The sequence below is a fragment of the Peptoniphilus sp. SGI.035 genome, from assembly GCF_050315115.1.
Taxonomy (GTDB): Bacteria; Bacillota; Clostridia; order Tissierellales; family Peptoniphilaceae; genus Peptoniphilus_A.
In genome coordinates this window covers 69,493-87,098 of sequence record NZ_JBNPOJ010000002.1, presented here as the reverse complement: position 1 = coordinate 87,098, position 17,606 = coordinate 69,493, and the positions used below count along the sequence as shown (strand labels likewise).

The window sequence follows — 17,606 nt, the reverse complement described above, 5'->3', positions numbered from 1 at the left end:
TCCTTATTTAATTTATATTTAATTCTTTTTCCGCCTTATCAATTTCACTTCTTAAAGTATCGACAAGATCTTTTCCTATTTGTTCTTCTAGTGATTTCCATACTGGTTCACTTGCAGTTCTCATATCATTAAATAATTCTTCGTTAAAAGGTATTATTTTTGTTCCACTATCTTTAATAATTTGAACTCTGCCTTCATTTCTTTCATCTGTCATTTTTCTAGCATATACTTTTGCTTCATCTGCTGCTTCATAAATGATTTTTTGAAGTTCTTCAGGTAATTCATTTATTATAGAAGGTGAACCAATTAAACATAATGTATGAAGAATATGATTTGTTAATATAACATCATCTTGTTGTTCGTATACTTTACTTGCAACAATTGTCTCTATTGGATTTTCTTGAGCATCAATAGAGCCTTGTTGTAATCCTATATAAACTTCAGACCAAGCCATTGGTGTTGGGTTTGCCCCTACTAATTTCCAAAATGCAATGTGATTTGGGTTTTCCATCGTTCTTATTTTTATACCTTTTAAATCACTCATTTTTTCAACTTTTTTATTTGAAGACATTACCCTGAAATCTTGATCTGCAAAGCCTAATAAAATAAGTTTTTTCTTAGCATAGTAATCCTTTAGTTTATCTGTTAGCTTGCCATCAAGAACTTTTCTTGCAACCTCTAGATTTTTAAATGCCATTGGAGCATCAAATATTGCTGCTTCAGGAACAAAGGAAACTTGTGGAGCTGTAGTTTGAACAACAAATGCTATGTTTCCATTTTGAACAGCTTCTGTTATTTCACCGTCTCCGCCTAGTTGTGAATTTGGAAATCTATTAATTTTCATTCTTCCATTAGATTTTTCTTCTAGTAAATCAGCAAATTTATTCATAAAAATACCTGTTACAGTATCTTCTTGTGAATCTATTGCTATTGATAATTCATATACATCTTTTTCTTTTGCTTCTCCCCTTCTCTCTTCAGTGCTTAAACAGCCTGTAAGTGTTAAAGGAATAATCATTAGTAAAGATGCAATACATATAATCTTCTTTTTCATTTTTATTCTCAACCTCCTAATAAAATTAAACTTGTTTTTGGAATGAATGTTATTAAGAGTAAAGCAATTAAAAATGCTATTATAAATGGAATTGCTTTTTTAACTATGCTTTCAACTTTTACACCCGTCAATGAGCTAGCAACAAAGAGGTTGATTCCAAGAGGTGGCGTTACAAATCCTATTGCCAAGTTTACAACTAACATTACACCAAAATGTATTGGATTTACTCCATAACTTACTACTATTGGAAGCAATATTGGTGTTAATACTAATATTGCTGGAGTTGTATCCATAATCATTCCTACAAATAACAACACTAGGTTTATAACTAATAAAACTGCAATCTTAGAAGAAACTGCATTTGTTATAAATCCTGCTATTATTTCAGGCGCTTTCATGAATGTAAGAACTCTGGCAAATCCAGTAGCTGCTGCAATAATAAATAATATTGTTGAATAAGTACCTACAGATTCTTTTAATATTTCTATAAAATCTTTCAATTTTATCGTTTTATAAATAAAAACTGAAACAATTAAAGAATAAAAAACTGAAATAACTGCGGCTTCTGTTGGAGAAGCTACACCAGTATAAATACTACCTAAAATTATTATTGGAGATAATAATGCCCAGAAGCTATTTAAAAATAGCTTTATAAAACCATCTTTCTTTACTTCTTTTTCATAAGCTTGTAATTTTTCTTTATCTTCTCCATTCTTTTTGCAGTAATACCAAGAATAAATCATTAGACATAATCCAATTAACAATCCTGGAACTACACCTGCCACGAATATATCTGCAACAGATACTCCAGCACTTTGTCCATAGAATATAAATGGTATTGAAGGAGGTATAATAACTCCAAGTCCTCCAGCTACCGCAACAAGAGCCGTAGAAAAAACGATATCATAACCTAGATTAGTTAAAACAGGAATCGCCATTGCTCCTACTGCAGCAGTTGTAGCTGGCCCTGAACCAGATATTGCTCCATAGAATAGACAAGTTACAATTGTTGCTATTGGAAGTCCTGCTGTCTTGTTTGCTATAAAAAATGAAAAGAAATTAAATAGTTTTTCACTAATTTTTCCCTTTGCCATTAGATTTCCAGATAAAATAAACATTGGAACTGCCAATACTGGAAAACTATTAACTCCACCTATCATCGCTCTAATAATATATTGAGGGTCAGCAGAAAACCAAGGATCTATCAAGTTTGGTAGTATTCCCAATGTCGCCAATATCATTCCTATAGGAATCCCTAAAAATATTAAAGCTAAAAATAATATAAATATACTTGCTATAGTCATTTAAGCCTCCTGTTTCTCTTCCTCAAAACTATCTCTTCCCTTTATTAAATCAATAAAGTTTTGAGTTATTCTTATCATTGAAAGCACTGAACCTACAAAAACAGAAGACTGAACTATCCACATAGGAATTCCCATAGCTGCAGAAGTTTGTCCGCTTATGTAAGTACTTCTTATTACATCAAAGGAAAATAAAGCTATTATTAAAAACAATACAAAAATAATTATTTTATCTATATAATTAAATGCCTTTTGAACACCTACGGGCATCATTCTTCTAAATTGATCTACTTTTATTGATGCTTTTCTTCTTATGCAGTATGGAACACCTAAAAAAGCTGACCATACAAACAAATATCTAACTAACTCTTCAGACCAAGCTAAAGAATTCCCGAAAACATATCTTGCTACAATTTGAATTCCCAATATAATAGTCATAATAACTAATAAAACGCATAATATGCTCTCTTCAAATTTTTTATCAAGTTTATTTAACATTTTTCACCTCTTTTGTTTTGGGAGAAAGAAATTCTTTCTCCCTTTCTTTTATTGGTTATTTAATATAAACATTTATATTATTAATCTGTGCTTACATGACTGGATCTTGTAGCTTCTCCTGACATCAAGTGTCCTTCGAAGATATTATCTTTAGGAGTGTAAATATCATTAATATTCCATATTCCATCTGTTGGCACTGGTATATTTTCCATAGGCACATCTAATAAATAAGGTTCATTTGAATTTAATGCTTCTTCAAAAGCTTCTTTAAATTCTTCAGCACTTTTTACTTTTTTAGCTTTTATGCCATAACCTTTGGCAATGTCTGCCCATTCAGGATTATAAGGTTGTCCATCAATCTTAAATACAGTACCAAAATTGTGATTATAGTGAGCTTTTTCAAGTCCAGCAATTGTTCCAAATGCATAATTATTCATAACTACCCATACGACTGGAATATTATATTCCTTAGCACAAGCTAGTACGGAAGGGTTTGTTCCAAATCCGCCATCTCCGATTAATGTAATAACTTTCTTATCAGGCTTTGCAAGTTTTACTCCTAAAAGTGCTGCGGAACCAAATCCCATAGTAGCGAATCCACCTGGATGCATTATTGTTCCTGGATTTACTATGTCAAATTGTTGTCCTACTCCATTTTTATTCCAACCTACATCAGTACAAATAATTGCATCCTCTGGTAAAACTTCTCTCACATCTTTTAATATTTTTTGTGGAGTCATTGGGAATCTAAGGTCGTTTTCAATTTTTTTGTTTGCTTCTTTAAAATCATGTTTAAATTTAGCTATTTCTTCTTTTAAACCTTTTCTTTCTATTGGTCCTGAAATTTCTTTTACTGCTTTAATAATTTCTTGAAGTGCTAACTTAATATCTGCAACAGCTCCAATTTCAAGAGGATAATTTCTTCCAATTTCTTCTTCTGCAATATCTATTTGTATAAATTTAGTATTATCTTCGTTAAATGTTACTCCCTTATACCATGATGAAGAGTCTGCTTCTGCAAATCTTGTTCCAAGACCTAAAATAACATCAGCATTTGAAGTTTTATTATTTATAAAGTCAGTTCCCCAAAAGCCTGTCATTCCTAACATTAATGGATGTCTGTCAGAAAGCGCTCCTTGTCCCATAAGTGTTCTTGAAACAGGTATGTCAAGGTATTCTACAAGTTCTTTTAACTCTTCTGTTGCTTTTGATAAAATAACTCCACCACCTACATGTATAATAGGTCTTTCAGCTTCAACTAATAATTTTGCAATCTTCTTAGCTGTTTCTCTTTCAAGTGATGGTCTAATTGTTTTTAAGTTATTATTTTGAACTCTTTCGAAAAATCTTGTATCTAATTCTCTTGAGAACATATCCATTGGAACAGAAATCAATACTGGTCCTGGTCTTCCAGATTCAGCAAGTCTAAATGCTCTATCAAGTATTTCTGGAAATAATTCTGGAGTATTAATTCTGAAAGCTCTTTTTACAAAAGGTCTGTAAATTTCATATTGGCTTCCATCTGCGTGAAGATTTACTTCTTGGTGAGGATGTTTTCCAAAATAATAGCTTGGAACATCTCCAGCAATAACTACCATTGGTATTGAATCGGCTTGAGCATTTGCAACACCAGTAGTTGCATTTGTAAGTCCTGGTCCTAAGTGGCACATAACAACGCTTGCCTTACCCGTAGCTCTTGCGTAGCCATCGGCAGCAGTAGATGCAATTTGTTCATGTCTTACAGAGATGTATTTTAACTTTTCACTCTTTTCAAGGGCATCAAGCATTGCTATTACAGTATGTCCACAAAGTCCAAATACATATTTTGTATCTCTATTTTCTAAATATTCAACTAACTTTTCCGAGATTAGTTTTTTCATAATTCCTCCTAAGTTTTATATTTGTTTAAAAGCCACTTAAAAAAGTAGCTTTTAAACATCCTTTTATTTTTCTATTATTCTTGATCCATTCCTTCTACATAAAATTCTTGGAATAATTCTTCAAGTGATGGCATATCTTCTTTAATAGGTCTTGCTACCCAAGTAGTGTTTATATAGTGTTTAAGTGCTATATTTTCAGATACAATATTTCCACCCCAAGTTCCACATCCCATAGAAGATGTAGCAGGCATACCATTTGTTGCTGATCCAGCATTTCCCTTGTTATTAGGTTGTCTAATCATAATTCTAGAAACAGGAGCAGCTTTTCCAAGTGCATCAATGTGATCATCGTCAAATGAATATAGACCACATGAGTGTCCCTTTCCGCCTACTTCAAATAATGCTCTCATCATGTCTAGGGCATTTTCGAAATCTCCTTCATATTTAAATAAAGTCAATAATGTAGTTAATTTTTCAGATGAGAAGAAGTGTTCTTTTCCAACGCCTTCCATTCCTCCTCCAGTTACCATTAAGAAATTAGCTTCTTCTGGAACTTCAGTTCCTGCAGCTTCTCCTAATTTTTGAGGACTAATTGCAACTGTTTTTGGAAGTCTGTGTCCTTCTTCATCCCACATTACTTTTTTAACTTTTTCAGCTTGTTCATCATTTAAAAGGTATCCGCCTTCTGATTTTAAAGCTTCAACTAATTTATCGTAGATTGATTCATGGATTACTAAATTTCCATCACATGAACATCCTGATCCAAAGTCTGATGTTTTTGAAATTCTTGTATTAGAAGCTGCTTCTTTAATTCTCTCATCAGTATTAGCAGTTTCATCAATAATAACAGTAGCATTTCCTGCTCCTGATCCATAAGCTGGTGTTCCTGAGCTATATGCTGAGTGAACCATTGCTTTTCCACCTGTTGCGATAACTAGATCGGCATCAGCCATTAAATATTGAGTTAATGAAATTGATGGGTTTTTAATACATTGAACTATATCAGCTGGTGCTCCATTTTCTACAAGAGCTTCTCTAATTAAATCAACACATTTATTAGTAACGTTTTTTGCTCTTGGGTGAGGTGAACAAATCATTACGTCTCTTGCTTTAACGCAGTATATAGCTTGACCTGCTGGTGTTAAACAAGGATTTGTTGTAGGTACTAAAATTGCTAAAAGTCCTGCTGGCTTTGCGTATTTAGTAATACCTTTTTCTTCGTCTACTTCAATAGCTCCAACACTCTTTGCTCTCATACAATCTCTTAGGATTAGTTTAAGTTTGTTTCTTTTATTTCTTTTTGTAACTTTATCTCCTAATCCTGTTTCGTCTACAGCCTCATCACATAATTCTGCCCAAACTTTTGCATCATATAACTTTGCACATATTGCACGACATAATTTGTCTACTTCTTCTTGAGTATAATTTTCAATAACCTTTTGTGCTTTTCTTGCTCTTTCAACTAATTCTTTTAATTCACTTAATTGTTCTTGTGTAACTTCTTTTGCCAAAATAATCCCTTCCTTTAATAAATTCTTTGAAATTGTTTTCCGTATCTTTATAATATCTTCAAATTTGTTGGTATTCAATGATTTCAAATTGAGGTATCGTTTTCCTCCTCTCCAATCTTTCGCTCAATCATTTAGTTTTTTTGAATGATTAATGCCTGTTTTTGCCTAATTTTTTTGTGATTTTTTTTAAATTTATCACTATATCATGACAAAACCTTGAAAATAGGGTATTATGTAAATAATTAATCATTCGATTATTTTGCTTGATTGTACAAAATTTTGAAACAAAGGGAGTGATTTTTTGAATATACAGCAATTATATTATTTTAAATCTTTAGCAAAATATGAACACTATGGAAATGCCGCAAAAGAAAATCTAATATCCACTTCTAGTTTAAGTTACTCAATAGCTTCTCTAGAAGAAGAATTAGATACTACATTATTTATTAAATCTGGCAGAAATATTAAAATTACTTGCTCTGGAAAAATTTTCTTAGAATACGCAAATAATATTTTAAATAATTACGAAAGTTGTCTAAAGGAAATTACCGCTTTTTCAAAAGAACAATTGAATAGTATAAATTTAATATCTATTGATTCATTAAGTTCTGATTTTATAGCTAATCTATTAAAGGAATTTAATACTAGTTTCCCTAAAGAAAAAATAAACTTTAAGCTTTCAACAGGCACTGACTCAAATTTTGTTGTTGAAAGTGTAAAATCTGGTAAATGTAGGTTTGGATTTTGTAATAGGATCGACGATCCTTTAATAATTAATTATTCTTTATTCAAAGAAGAATTTGTTTTAATCGCTCCTAAAAATAGATACCATTTTATAGATAAAATAAGTGACTTCTCTATTTTTGAAAATACTAATTTTGTCGCATTTAATGAATCTTATCCTATGGCCAACAATATTAAAAAAATATATCAAGCATATAATTTCCATCCCAAAATTCTTTATAATGCTTCGTCAGATATTCAGTTACATTCTTTTGTAGAAAGCGGACTTGGACCAGCAATTACACTAAATTCAGAAAAAATTAAGCATTCAAATGTAGATGTATTTAAACTAGATAAATTGTTTGAAAGGGATTTCTCTTTTATATGGTTACAGGGATCAGAACTCAACAAAAATGAGCTTGAATTTAAAAAGTTTGTCATGAGTTATTTTAAAAATAAAAAATTTTAATTAAAAAGCACTAGTAAACTTACTTTTCGGTAATTCACTAGTGTTCTTTTGTGTATTTAATTGATTGAAAAACGATTTATCTGTGGATATTACAAAGCCATTAAAAATTTTTTCTTAATATATATGACACTGATAGAATATTTAGTTTTTAAAACTCTCTTTTCTTATAGTATTTTTCTGATATCTTTACTGAAGAAGAAATTATAACCAAAATAATCAATGTTATTATTAAAAGGCTAAAAAATTTATTTTCAGTCATAAGTATTAGCATACCCTTTATATTGTCCCTAAGATATACTGTGGCAAATGACAAAACTCCAAATGCAAGAAAAGTAAAAGATGACAATGTCTTTGCCTTCTTGTATCCATATTTAAAATAAAGTGGATATTGAAGCGAAATTAAAATTACATAAATTATGAGATAAGCTGCTATATTTGCAAATACTATTTGTATATGGATTTTTCCCACAAAAAATAATGCCGCAATGGAAAAAATTAATCCAATTATTATACTTATAACAAATAAAACTAAGGTAAATACATATCTTCCTCTCACAACATTTTTATAATTTATCCCAAAAATTTTATAGAGTCCGTCAATTCCAGCTTCTTCTCCAATTAAGAAGGGATAAGATGAGTAAATTATTGCAAAAAGAAGTGGCATTGACATTGCAATAAATGGATTTTTACTTAAATAACAATAAGATGAATACAATAAAAGCATTATTGCTAAATTTTTTAATGTAAAATAGGGTTTAATAGAAATATAATCTAGCTTAATTATTTTTTTAATGTCTTTCATTTTTTCCTCCCATATAAAACTAAAACTTTATTTATATCTGGCTTTTCAACAATTATTCCTTCTGGGATACTCCCTTCTTTTATATTTTTCACAAGTGCTTCAAAGTAGGTTGCGCTTGATTTTATGCCAAGGACTTCAAAATTTTCTAAGAGTTTTAATTCTTCTTCTCCACCTTTTAATACAAAATATCTTTCTTCAAATTCTTCTTTACTGCAGTCGTCAATAATTTTTCCCTTATCTATAAAAATTATATAATCAGCAATTCTATCTAAATCTTCTGTTATGTGAGTTGAAAATAATACTGTATTTTTCTCATCTTCCACAAATTCCTTTAAAATATCTGTAAGTTCATCGCGCATACTTGGATCAAGTCCACTTGTTGGCTCGTCTAAAATTAAAAGATTTGAATCATGGGATAGAGCAATTGAAAACATAAGCTTTATTTTCATTCCTCGAGAAAGTTCTTTAACCTTTTTATTTTTTTCAATCTCAAATTTATTCAAATAATCAAAAAATTTTTCTTCATTCCAGTTTTTATAGCCACATTTCATTGCTTCATTTACAAGAGAAATGTTCCAATCTTTCGACAAAAAAGAATCGTCCATAATTATTCCCACATCTTGAAGATACTCTAAACCTCTTGCATCTTTCCCATCAACAAAAATTTCTCCTTCATAATTAATTAATGACAGCAATGACTTTATTGTAGTCGTCTTTCCCATTCCATTTTTGCCAATAAAACCTGTGATAAATCCCCTTTTTATTCCAAAAGAATTTGGCCCAAGAGTAAAACTTCCATAATTCTTTTTTAAATTTTTTACTTCAATTTTATTTATCATAGTCCACCCTTTCATCATATAAAAATTCAAATAATTCTATAATTGTCTTCTTGTCTAACTTTAACTCTGCCGACAAATTTATTGCTTCTTGTAAGTGATTTTCTAAATTTTTTTGTAATTCTTCTCTTTTTACTTCAGAGTCCTTTATAGATACAAAAGTTCCCAGACCTTGTCGCGACTCAACAAATCCTTCAGCTTCAAGTTCGTCATAAGCTTTTTTAACTGTCAAGATGCTTACCTTTAAATCCTTGGAAAGACTCCTAACTGAAGGAAGTTGTTCACCAGCAGCCACAAAATTTTTTAAAATATTTTCTTTAATTGCGTTTTTTATCTGCTCATAAAGAGGAACTGCAGATCCATTTACCAAAATAATTTTCATTCTATTCTCCTTGTTGCATAACAGTATATAACACTATATAACACCTGTCAACTTTAATTTTATATATAATTTTTACAAATTAATTCATAAATTTTGCTATAATAAGCTAAAGGAGGGAGCTTTGAAAAAGAAAAAGAAAATTATGATTTTAATTGTTTTATTGATTATTTTTTTGCCAATTTTATACAGCTTAAATACAAAAAACCCAGCTGGAACTAATATTTCCAGTGAGTTTAAGCCTTCCGATTGTGAATTTTTATACGACCTTACTTATCTGAAAGATGGAGAGAGAATTCACCAGCAAAAAATCTTTAATCGCGAGATGGAAACTATAAAGAATGCTCAAAAATTTCTAATGATTGATTTTTTCCTATTCAACGATGAATACGACAAGTCCATGGACTTCCCTAATCAAGTAGAAAAAATGACTGATCTTTTAGTTGCAAAGAAAAAAGAAAATCCAGAGATGCCAATTTTATTTGTTACAGATCCAATAAATAATTTTTACGGAGCTTATGAAGAAAATAATTTAAAAAAACTTCGCGAAAATGGAATTTATGTTGTGGTTACAGATTTGAATAAAATGCGTGATTCCAATGTATTAATATCTGGCGGTTACAGGGCCTATGTAAAATGGTTTGGTACATCTGGCAGTGGCTGGATCAAAAACTTTTTTGACAAAGACGCAGAAAAAGTAAATGTGAGATCAATTTTAAAGCTCTCAAACTTTAAGGGCAATCACAGAAAAGTTGTAATTTCTGAAAAGGAAGCCTTAATTGCATCAGCAAACCCACACGACCCAAGTGCTTACCATTCCAATGTTGCTATGGTCTTTCGCGGCAAATCTATGGAAGATTTAATTAAATCTGAAAGTATATTTTTTGACAAACTTCCTAATGTAATAGAAAATTTTAAGGCAGAAGAAATTACTTCTCCTTACAAATTAAAAATCATCACTGAGGGAAAGATTTATGAAGAAATTTCAAAAAATATAAGAAAAGCGAAAAAAGGTGATGAAATAAATCTCGGAATGTTTTATCTTTCAGAATTTAGAATTTTAAAAGATTTAGGTGAAGCTTCAAAGCGTGGAGCATATGTTAAAATTATCGCCGACCTAAATAAAGATGCCTTTGGTCTTGAAAAAAATGGCACGCCTAATAGACCTGCCCTCTCTGAATTAAAGGAAGATTATCCAGACATAAATATTCGCTGGTATCAAACTTCTGGTGAACAATTTCACACAAAATTTATTTATTTTAAATTTAAGGACAAAAATCCCCTTGCAATACTTGGAAGTGCTAATTATACAAGGAGAAATTTAGATAATTTTAACTTGGAAACAAATTTGGCTGTGGAAATGGAAAAAAATTCTACATTGCCAAGAGAAATGGAAGAGTATTTTTCTAGAATTTGGAATAATAAAAACGGCGAATATACTTTACCTTTAGAAAATTTTTATGAAAATAGATTTTTTATGAGAATACTTTGGAAAATACAGGAAAAGACAGGACTTTGCACTTGGTAAAAAATCTATAAAAAATCACGGCATAAAAAAGACCGTGATTTTTCTTTGTTTTTATTTTATTATTATACTATGCTTTTTATCTTTGAAATTAAATCTTCGTCTGAAAAAATTGCTGGACTATCGTATTTTCCAAGACTACCTGAAAATGTGTAGTGGAATTTTTTTGTATTTCTATCTCTTTTGGTATCATACATATAAATCATGTCCTCATTCTTTTTGTTTTTAAATTCAAGCAACAAAGACTCGTGGTCTGGTATTGAGTCGTAAGCGTATCCTCCATCGACAACTTCACATTTTTCAAGTAATTTTATTATTTCTTTCATCTTTTCTTGATCTTTGTCATCAAGGCTATTAAAAATTTCTCTTGTAGTCATTTTTTCTTCATCGTCAATTACTTTCACAGATAACTCTTCAAATTTATAGCTTTCTCCAGATCTAAATTTTATTTCATAGCCTTTGCTTTTTTTGCAAGATGTTAAAAAAGCCAAAGCAATAAATAAAATTGCTATTTTTTTCATAAATAACTCCTACTTTGAAAGCTTATTTATTATGCTATTTATTTCTTCAATTTTTTCGTCGATTTCTCCTTCACTCTTATTATAAGATTCTTTGACGCAGCCCTTTAAATGTGCTGTTAAGACATCTCTGTTAATGTTCTTTAAGATGGAAATTGATGCCATAAGTTGGTTTGAAATGTCTATACAATACCTGTCATCTTCAACCATTTTTATGAGTCCGTCAATTTGTCCTCTAACAGTTTTTAATTTTCTAAGCTGCACATCTTTTTCTGCTCTCATTTTTCTATTTTTGCAGAATAACCTGCTTCTTCAACTGCTTTTACAAGCTCATCAGATGAAACTTCTTTGTCGAGTTTTACTTCTGCTCTTTTTTCTTCTAACAATACATTGGCTTCAGACACGCCTTCTACACTTTCTAGTGCTTTTTTTACTGTTGCTACACAGTGATTACAAGACATTCCTTCAACTTTTAAAATTTTTTCCATATTATCTTCTCCTTTATTTTTAATAATTTCATAACCAACATCTTCAACTGCTTCTTTTATCTCTTTAGGTGTTATTCCCTCGTCAATAAATTTTACAGTCCCACTATTGTGATCTGCAACTACTTCTCTTGCTTTTTTTGTATTTTTTATTGCTTCAGATACTCTCTTTTCGCAATGTTCACACATCATTCCACCAACTTTTATTGTAGTTACCTTTTCTTTTTTAGTTTCTATATTTTCATTGTGTTTTTCTACAGAATTTATACCCCTTGGCTTAAATTTTCTAAGCCTAAGAGCATTATTTACAACAAAAACTGAACTCATACTCATGGCAAAGGCTCCAATCATTGGCGATAATTTTATGCCAAATTTTGGAAATAAAATTCCCGCAGCAATGGGAATTCCTATTGTATTATAGAAAAATGCCCAAAATAAATTTTCCTTGATGTTTTTTATTGTTGCTTTTGATAGTTCAAGTGCAGATACTACATCTAAAAGGTCAGATCTCATTAGCACCACATCTGATGATTCAATTGCCACATCTGTGCCATGCCCTATTGCCATTCCAATGTCAGCCTTAGCTAGAGATGGTGCATCATTTATTCCATCGCCAATCATTAGGACTTTTTCACCAGATTTTTGAATTTCATCAATTTTTTTATTTTTGTCTTCAGGGAGCAATCCTGCAAAAGTTTTATCAACGCCAATTTCATTAGCAATGGCCTTTGCAGTCTTCTCATTGTCGCCAGTTAACATAATTATTTTTTTGCCCATTTTCCTTAAAAGTCCTATTGCATCTTTAGAACTCTTTTTAGGAAGATCTTTTACAGAAATTATGCCAATAACTTCCTTTGAATTTGCAAAGTACATTGATGTTTTGCCTTCTTCTTGAAGCTTCTCTGCTTTGTTTTCATAATCTTTTGTGTCGATTTTTTCTTCAAGCATAAACTCTTTGTTGCCGGCAAAGTATTTTGTGCCATCCAAAGTCCCACTAAGACCTCTACCACTAACTGAATTGAAATTATTTACATTCTTTAATTTTATTTTTTTCTCATTAGCATATTTTAATATTGCAGATGCCAGTGGATGTTGTGAATTTTTTTCCACTGATGCCGCAATTTTTATAAATTCTTCTTCATTTAGGTCTGTTATAATATCTGTTATTTCTGGTTTTCCCTCTGTTATAGTACCAGTTTTATCCATGACTATGACATCAATTTTGCCAAGATTTTCTAAAACTTCTGCATTTTTAAAGAGTAGTCCAAAGTCCGCACTTTTACCCGTCGCAACCATTATTGAAACTGGAGTTGCAAGTCCAAGGGCGCAAGGACAAGATATTACAAGAACTGAAATTGCAAAATTAAGAGAAGTTTCAAATCCGTATCCCATTATCATCCACGCTACAAAGGTTACTAGCGAAATAATTAAAACTGCTGGCACAAAAATTCCTGCAATTTTGTCTGCTAATTTTGCAATTGGTGCCTTGGACTGATTTGCCTCATCCACTAATTTAATAATTTGTGAAATTGTCGTATCTTCGCCAACTTTTTCTGCCACAAATTTAAAGGACCCCGTTGTGTTAATGGATGCAGAGATAACTCTATCACCAATAGACTTTGAAACTGGCATAGATTCACCCGTTACTGCCGATTCATCGAGAGATGAAGAACCCTCTATTATTTTACCATCAACTGCAACAGATTCTCCTGGTCTTACAATTAAAACATCGCCAATCCTTACATCTTCAATATTTTTTTGGGTTTCTTTGTCATCTTCAATTACAGTTGCCACTTTGGGTGCAAGATCCATAAGTTTTGAAATTGATGACCTAGTTTTATTTTTAGATTTTTCTTCCAAATATTTTCCAACTGTTATTAAAGTTAAAATCATGGCAGAGGATTCGAAATAAAGATTGTGTCTGTAATTATCAACAATTTCCATTTTGCCATATCCAAATCCATAAGCCATCATGTAAATGGCAAAAATACCATAGACTAATGCCGCCAATGATCCTATGGCAACTAAACTATCCATGTTTGGCGCCCTGTTTTTAAGTCCCTTAAATCCTGAAATGTAAAATTCTCTATTGATGTATACTACTGGAAGTGCCAATAGAAATTGTGTGAATGCAAAAATTATTGAACCTTCTCTCCCTTGGAAAATCCATGGACTTGGTAATTTTACCATATGTCCCATGGCTACATACATTAGCACGAGCATAAAAATAGTTGAATAAATAAGTCTATTTTTTAAATTTTTTTCTCTATTATCTATTTTATTTTCTACTGAATTTTTTTCACCAGCAACTCTTGCTCCGTAGCCAATCTTCTCCACCGAATTTATAATTTTTTCATCATTTACTTTATTTTCGTCGTAATTTACCCTCATTGAGTTGGTCATGAGATTTACATTTGCATCTATAACGCCATCTAGCTTTTCCACAGCTTTAGTTACATTGGCAACGCAAGATGCACAAGTCATTCCACTCACATCAAATTTTTTCTCCATATTGCCTCCTACACTCCCCCTGGGGTGTCTATGTTTTTATAGTAACACTTCTTTGATTTTTTTACAAGTATTTCAAAATAATTCTTAGTACAATAAAAAACAGTTACAAAGGAAAATCTTATAAAAACAAAATATAACACTAAAATAATAAATACTATTAATTTTTTTCAAAGAATTGGTAAAGGAGATAAAATTGATATACTCAATAATTTTTATAATAAAAATAAACCAATTGGAATTATGTAACTAAAATAATCAAAAAATGGTCTAGCAAAGCTAAACCATCCCTAATTATTTATTAATTGCTATTACATCTTAAATAAAATTTCGTTTTCGATGTAAATATGTCTTCTCATGTCTTCGTCAAGTTCACCCATAAGTTTGTTAAGTTCTTTAACTTCAGGCTCCTCTGCATTCATCTTATAGTCGCGAGTTAGGTATTTTATTCTGTCAAAAAGTCCAATTGTCTTTTCATGTTCTGCAATAAGATTTTCAAAATCCACGTTCTTTCCTGCTAAAGAGTCCTTAAATTCAAACTCTTCTTCGCTAGAAAAGTGTGAAACAAGTTCTGCCTTAATTAGTAGAAGCACTTCATAAATTACAAAAAGTTGTTCCCCTCTTTCTCTATAATATTTTTTGATTGCGCCTCTAAAAATGCCATCAATTTTTTCAATAGTTTCAAGTTCCTTAGGATGAATTTCGTCTATAATATAGTTTATGAGCTCTTCTTTATTCATCTTTCTAACTCTTTGCATATCTTTAAAATCAGTGTGGTCTTCAACTTTTTTTATAAAGACATCGTAGTTTTCGCCAAGAGATTTTAGTGCGTCTTCCAGACTTTCCATAGCGATAAAATCATATTCTGCACCAAGCTTTTGAAGTTCCATTAAAACTTTTGGGTTTTCCATTACTGCAGCTTCAACTGTCATATTTCTGTCTAACATAATTCCTCCTAATTTTTAATAGAATTTAAAAATCCTCTTACGTCTTCTTCTGATGTTCTGTAATTTGTAACTAATCTAATTATTGAGTCTTTCTTATTATCTATTTCAAAAATATTTTCTTTTTCTAATTTTTTGATTTCATCTGGATTTGACTTTATAAATATTTGGTTTGATTCGCCAAAAAGTGGCTCTCTTCCAATTTCCTTTAGACCTTCAACTAAAAGTCTTGACATTTCATAAGCTCTATTTGCATTTTTGTAATAAAGTCCGTCCTCGAATAATACTTTAAAAGACAAACCTATCAAAAAAGTTTTTGCCATCATGGCTCCCCTTTGTTTTAAATAATATCTAAAATCTTTTTTCAAGTCATCTTCTAAAATTACTAAAGCTTCGCCAAAAATTGCACCATTCTTTGTGCCGCCAATAGAAAAAATATGAGAATACTTAGCATAATCCGATAATTTTGTATTATTTGCAGCCATTGCGTGAGCAATTCTCGCTCCGTCAATGTATAAATAAAGATTTTCTTCCTCGCAAACTCTATAAATTTCTTTTATCTCTTCAAGGGAATAAACTGTTCCAACTTCTGTTGTTTGTGAAATGTAGACAACTTTTATTTTTACATCAATTTCTCCAGATTGATTTTCCACTAAATCTTTTATTTCACTTGCCCTTATTTTGCCATCTGAGGTTTTAATTGTCACAACTTTATGACCCGTTGCCTCAATAGATCCCGTCTCATGATGAGTTATGTGCCCAGTAGAAGCAGACAAAACTGCTTCATAAGGTCTTAAACAAAAAGTTGTCGCCAAAATATTTGTAGCAGTACCACCTGAAACAAATTCAATATCTGCATCCCTATCTATTTCTTTTAAAATTAATTCTCGTGCAGAGTTTGAAATTTTATCTAATCCATATCCAGAAATTTTCTCGTCAAAAATTTTACTTATTTCGTTGTAGATTTCTTTTGAACCAAAATCATTGTAATCGTTTAAAAAAATATTCATAGCCACCCACCCTATTCTTAATCAACATTATATATTAAATGTAAAAATTTTACAAAATAGTGTACAATAGAAAAGAGGTGTTTAAATGAATAGTCACGGTGCAAATGTTTTTGAAATTGCAAAAAATAACGACATTGATATAAGGAACATCATGGATTTTTCATCAAATATAAATCCCCTTGGTCCTAGCAAAAAAACTCTCGACGAGCTAAAGAATAATTTAAATCTACTTTCCACTTATCCAGATGTAGATTACATAGATCTAAAAAACTCTATTTCAAAGTATGTAAATTGTGATAGTAAAAATATCGTGCTTGGGCTTGGATCCACAGAAATTCTAAAAGATGCGATAAAGTTTTTCGCTCCAAAAATTTCCATGATCCTTTCGCCATGTTACTCTGAATATGAAAATGAACTCAGAAAAATAAATTCAAAAATTATAGAGTATAAATTAGATGAAAAAAATAATTTTAAAATAAATTTAGATGAGCTTATTAAAAATATTATTGAAGAAAAAATTGAGTTTGTTGTTTTTGCAAATCCAAATAATCCAACGGGCACAATTTTAGATACAGAACAAATTGAAAAAATTCTAAAAGAAACAGATGCAAAAATTTTGATCGACGAAACTTACATCGAATTCACAGATATATCAGTTTACTCTTCCACAAAATTAATTGATTCTTATAAAAATCTTGCAGTAGTACGGGGAACATCCAAATTTTTTGCTCTTCCTGGCATTAGACTTGGCTATGGACTTTCTTCTGATGAAAATTTTTTAAATTATTTTAAAAATAAAGAAATACTTTGGCAAATAAATTCTGTTGCAGAAATTTGTGGCAAAGTTATGTTTTCTGATGAAGATTATATTTCTCGCGTCTTTAACTTTATAACTTCAAGGAGAAATTATATATTCCACGAGATTTCAAAAATAAAAAATTTGAAACCTCAAAAAAGTTTTGGGAATTTTATCTTGATAAAAATTTTAGATGGAATTAAGTCGACGGAACTTCGCGAAAAACTTTTGGAAAAGGGCATAGTAATTCGAGACTGTAAAAGTTTTAAAAATTTAGATGAAAATTATTTTAGGATTTGTGTTTTAAATGATGACTCAAATGAAAAACTTTTAAAAAACTTAAAAGAAATTTATATGAGGTGAAATT

General features: G+C 30.6%; 16 protein-coding genes. 3 read left to right on the top strand and 13 right to left on the bottom strand.

Annotated features, from left to right (window positions below; genetic code table 11):
* Positions 1–7: 7 nt before the first annotated feature.
* From ACQRC6_RS01665 to ACQRC6_RS01645, 5 genes are all read right to left on the bottom strand, one after another.
* Complete coding sequence (locus ACQRC6_RS01665; protein WP_320850332.1) at positions 8–1,054, bottom strand: TRAP transporter substrate-binding protein; 1,047 nt, start codon at positions 1,052–1,054, stop codon at positions 8–10.
* A gap of 8 nt (positions 1,055–1,062) precedes the next feature.
* Positions 1,063–2,358, bottom strand: coding sequence for a TRAP transporter large permease (locus ACQRC6_RS01660; RefSeq protein ID WP_427847442.1), 1,296 nt, complete (start codon positions 2,356–2,358; stop codon positions 1,063–1,065).
* On the bottom strand, positions 2,359–2,853 hold the full coding sequence (locus tag ACQRC6_RS01655) for a TRAP transporter small permease (RefSeq protein WP_320850330.1): 495 nt from the start codon (positions 2,851–2,853) through the stop codon (positions 2,359–2,361).
* 80 nt (positions 2,854–2,933) lie between these two features.
* Positions 2,934–4,733, bottom strand: a complete 1,800-nt coding sequence (locus ACQRC6_RS01650; protein ID WP_427847441.1) for a thiamine pyrophosphate-binding protein — start codon at positions 4,731–4,733, stop codon at positions 2,934–2,936.
* 74 nt (positions 4,734–4,807) lie between these two features.
* Positions 4,808–6,331 (bottom strand): aldehyde dehydrogenase family protein, encoded by a 1,524-nt coding sequence (locus ACQRC6_RS01645; RefSeq protein ID WP_427847440.1) that lies wholly within the window; start codon positions 6,329–6,331, stop codon positions 4,808–4,810.
* A 214-nt stretch (positions 6,332–6,545) separates the two neighbouring features.
* Here ACQRC6_RS01645 and ACQRC6_RS01640 point away from each other — a divergent pair, with 214 nt between their 5' ends.
* On the top strand, positions 6,546–7,436 hold the full coding sequence (locus tag ACQRC6_RS01640; protein WP_427847439.1) for a LysR family transcriptional regulator: 891 nt from the start codon (positions 6,546–6,548) through the stop codon (positions 7,434–7,436).
* 148 nt (positions 7,437–7,584) lie between these two features.
* On the opposite strand, the gene ACQRC6_RS01635 is transcribed toward ACQRC6_RS01640, so the two are convergent.
* The 3 genes from ACQRC6_RS01635 to ACQRC6_RS01625 are packed head-to-tail and all read right to left on the bottom strand — an operon-like array spanning position 7,585 to position 9,456.
* Positions 7,585–8,238, bottom strand: a complete 654-nt coding sequence (locus tag ACQRC6_RS01635; RefSeq protein ID WP_427847438.1) for an ABC-2 transporter permease — start codon at positions 8,236–8,238, stop codon at positions 7,585–7,587.
* On the bottom strand, positions 8,235–9,077 hold the full coding sequence (locus ACQRC6_RS01630; RefSeq protein ID WP_427847437.1) for an ABC transporter ATP-binding protein: 843 nt from the start codon (positions 9,075–9,077) through the stop codon (positions 8,235–8,237). The genes ACQRC6_RS01635 and ACQRC6_RS01630 overlap by 4 nt, the downstream gene beginning before the upstream one ends.
* A complete protein-coding gene (locus ACQRC6_RS01625; protein ID WP_293559227.1) occupies positions 9,067–9,456 on the bottom strand; it encodes a GntR family transcriptional regulator in 390 nt (129 codons plus the stop codon). Before ACQRC6_RS01625 ends, ACQRC6_RS01630 begins: the two co-directional genes overlap by 11 nt.
* A gap of 121 nt (positions 9,457–9,577) precedes the next feature.
* On the opposite strand from ACQRC6_RS01625, the gene ACQRC6_RS01620 reads away from it, so the two are divergent.
* Positions 9,578–10,981, top strand: coding sequence for a phospholipase D-like domain-containing protein (locus tag ACQRC6_RS01620; protein WP_427847436.1), 1,404 nt, complete (start codon positions 9,578–9,580; stop codon positions 10,979–10,981).
* Between the two features lie 62 nt (positions 10,982–11,043).
* Here the strand turns inward: ACQRC6_RS01620 and ACQRC6_RS01615 are convergent, their stop codons facing one another.
* The 5 genes from ACQRC6_RS01615 to ACQRC6_RS01595 all read right to left on the bottom strand — a co-directional run bounded on the left by ACQRC6_RS01615 (position 11,044) and on the right by ACQRC6_RS01595 (position 16,443).
* Entirely contained in the window at positions 11,044–11,499 is a 456-nt protein-coding gene (locus ACQRC6_RS01615) for a hypothetical protein (protein WP_075659740.1), read from the bottom strand.
* A gap of 9 nt (positions 11,500–11,508) precedes the next feature.
* Positions 11,509–11,778 (bottom strand): metal-sensing transcriptional repressor, encoded by a 270-nt coding sequence (locus ACQRC6_RS01610; protein WP_427847435.1) that lies wholly within the window; start codon positions 11,776–11,778, stop codon positions 11,509–11,511.
* Positions 11,775–14,492 carry a heavy metal translocating P-type ATPase gene (locus ACQRC6_RS01605; RefSeq protein ID WP_427847434.1) on the bottom strand — a complete coding sequence of 906 codons (2,718 nt, stop codon included), beginning with the start codon at positions 14,490–14,492 and terminating at the stop codon, positions 11,775–11,777. Before ACQRC6_RS01605 ends, ACQRC6_RS01610 begins: the two co-directional genes overlap by 4 nt.
* Positions 14,493–14,800: 308 nt before the next feature.
* Positions 14,801–15,436: a hemerythrin domain-containing protein gene (locus tag ACQRC6_RS01600; RefSeq protein ID WP_293559217.1), complete on the bottom strand. Its 636-nt coding sequence runs from the start codon at positions 15,434–15,436 to the stop codon at positions 14,801–14,803.
* 8 nt (positions 15,437–15,444) lie between these two features.
* Positions 15,445–16,443, bottom strand: a complete 999-nt coding sequence (locus ACQRC6_RS01595; RefSeq protein ID WP_427847433.1) for a threonine aldolase family protein — start codon at positions 16,441–16,443, stop codon at positions 15,445–15,447.
* An 85-nt stretch (positions 16,444–16,528) separates the two neighbouring features.
* Here ACQRC6_RS01595 and ACQRC6_RS01590 point away from each other — a divergent pair, with 85 nt between their 5' ends.
* Positions 16,529–17,602, top strand: a complete 1,074-nt coding sequence (locus ACQRC6_RS01590) for a pyridoxal phosphate-dependent aminotransferase (RefSeq protein ID WP_427847432.1) — start codon at positions 16,529–16,531, stop codon at positions 17,600–17,602.
* The last annotated feature ends 4 nt before the right edge of the window (positions 17,603–17,606 follow it).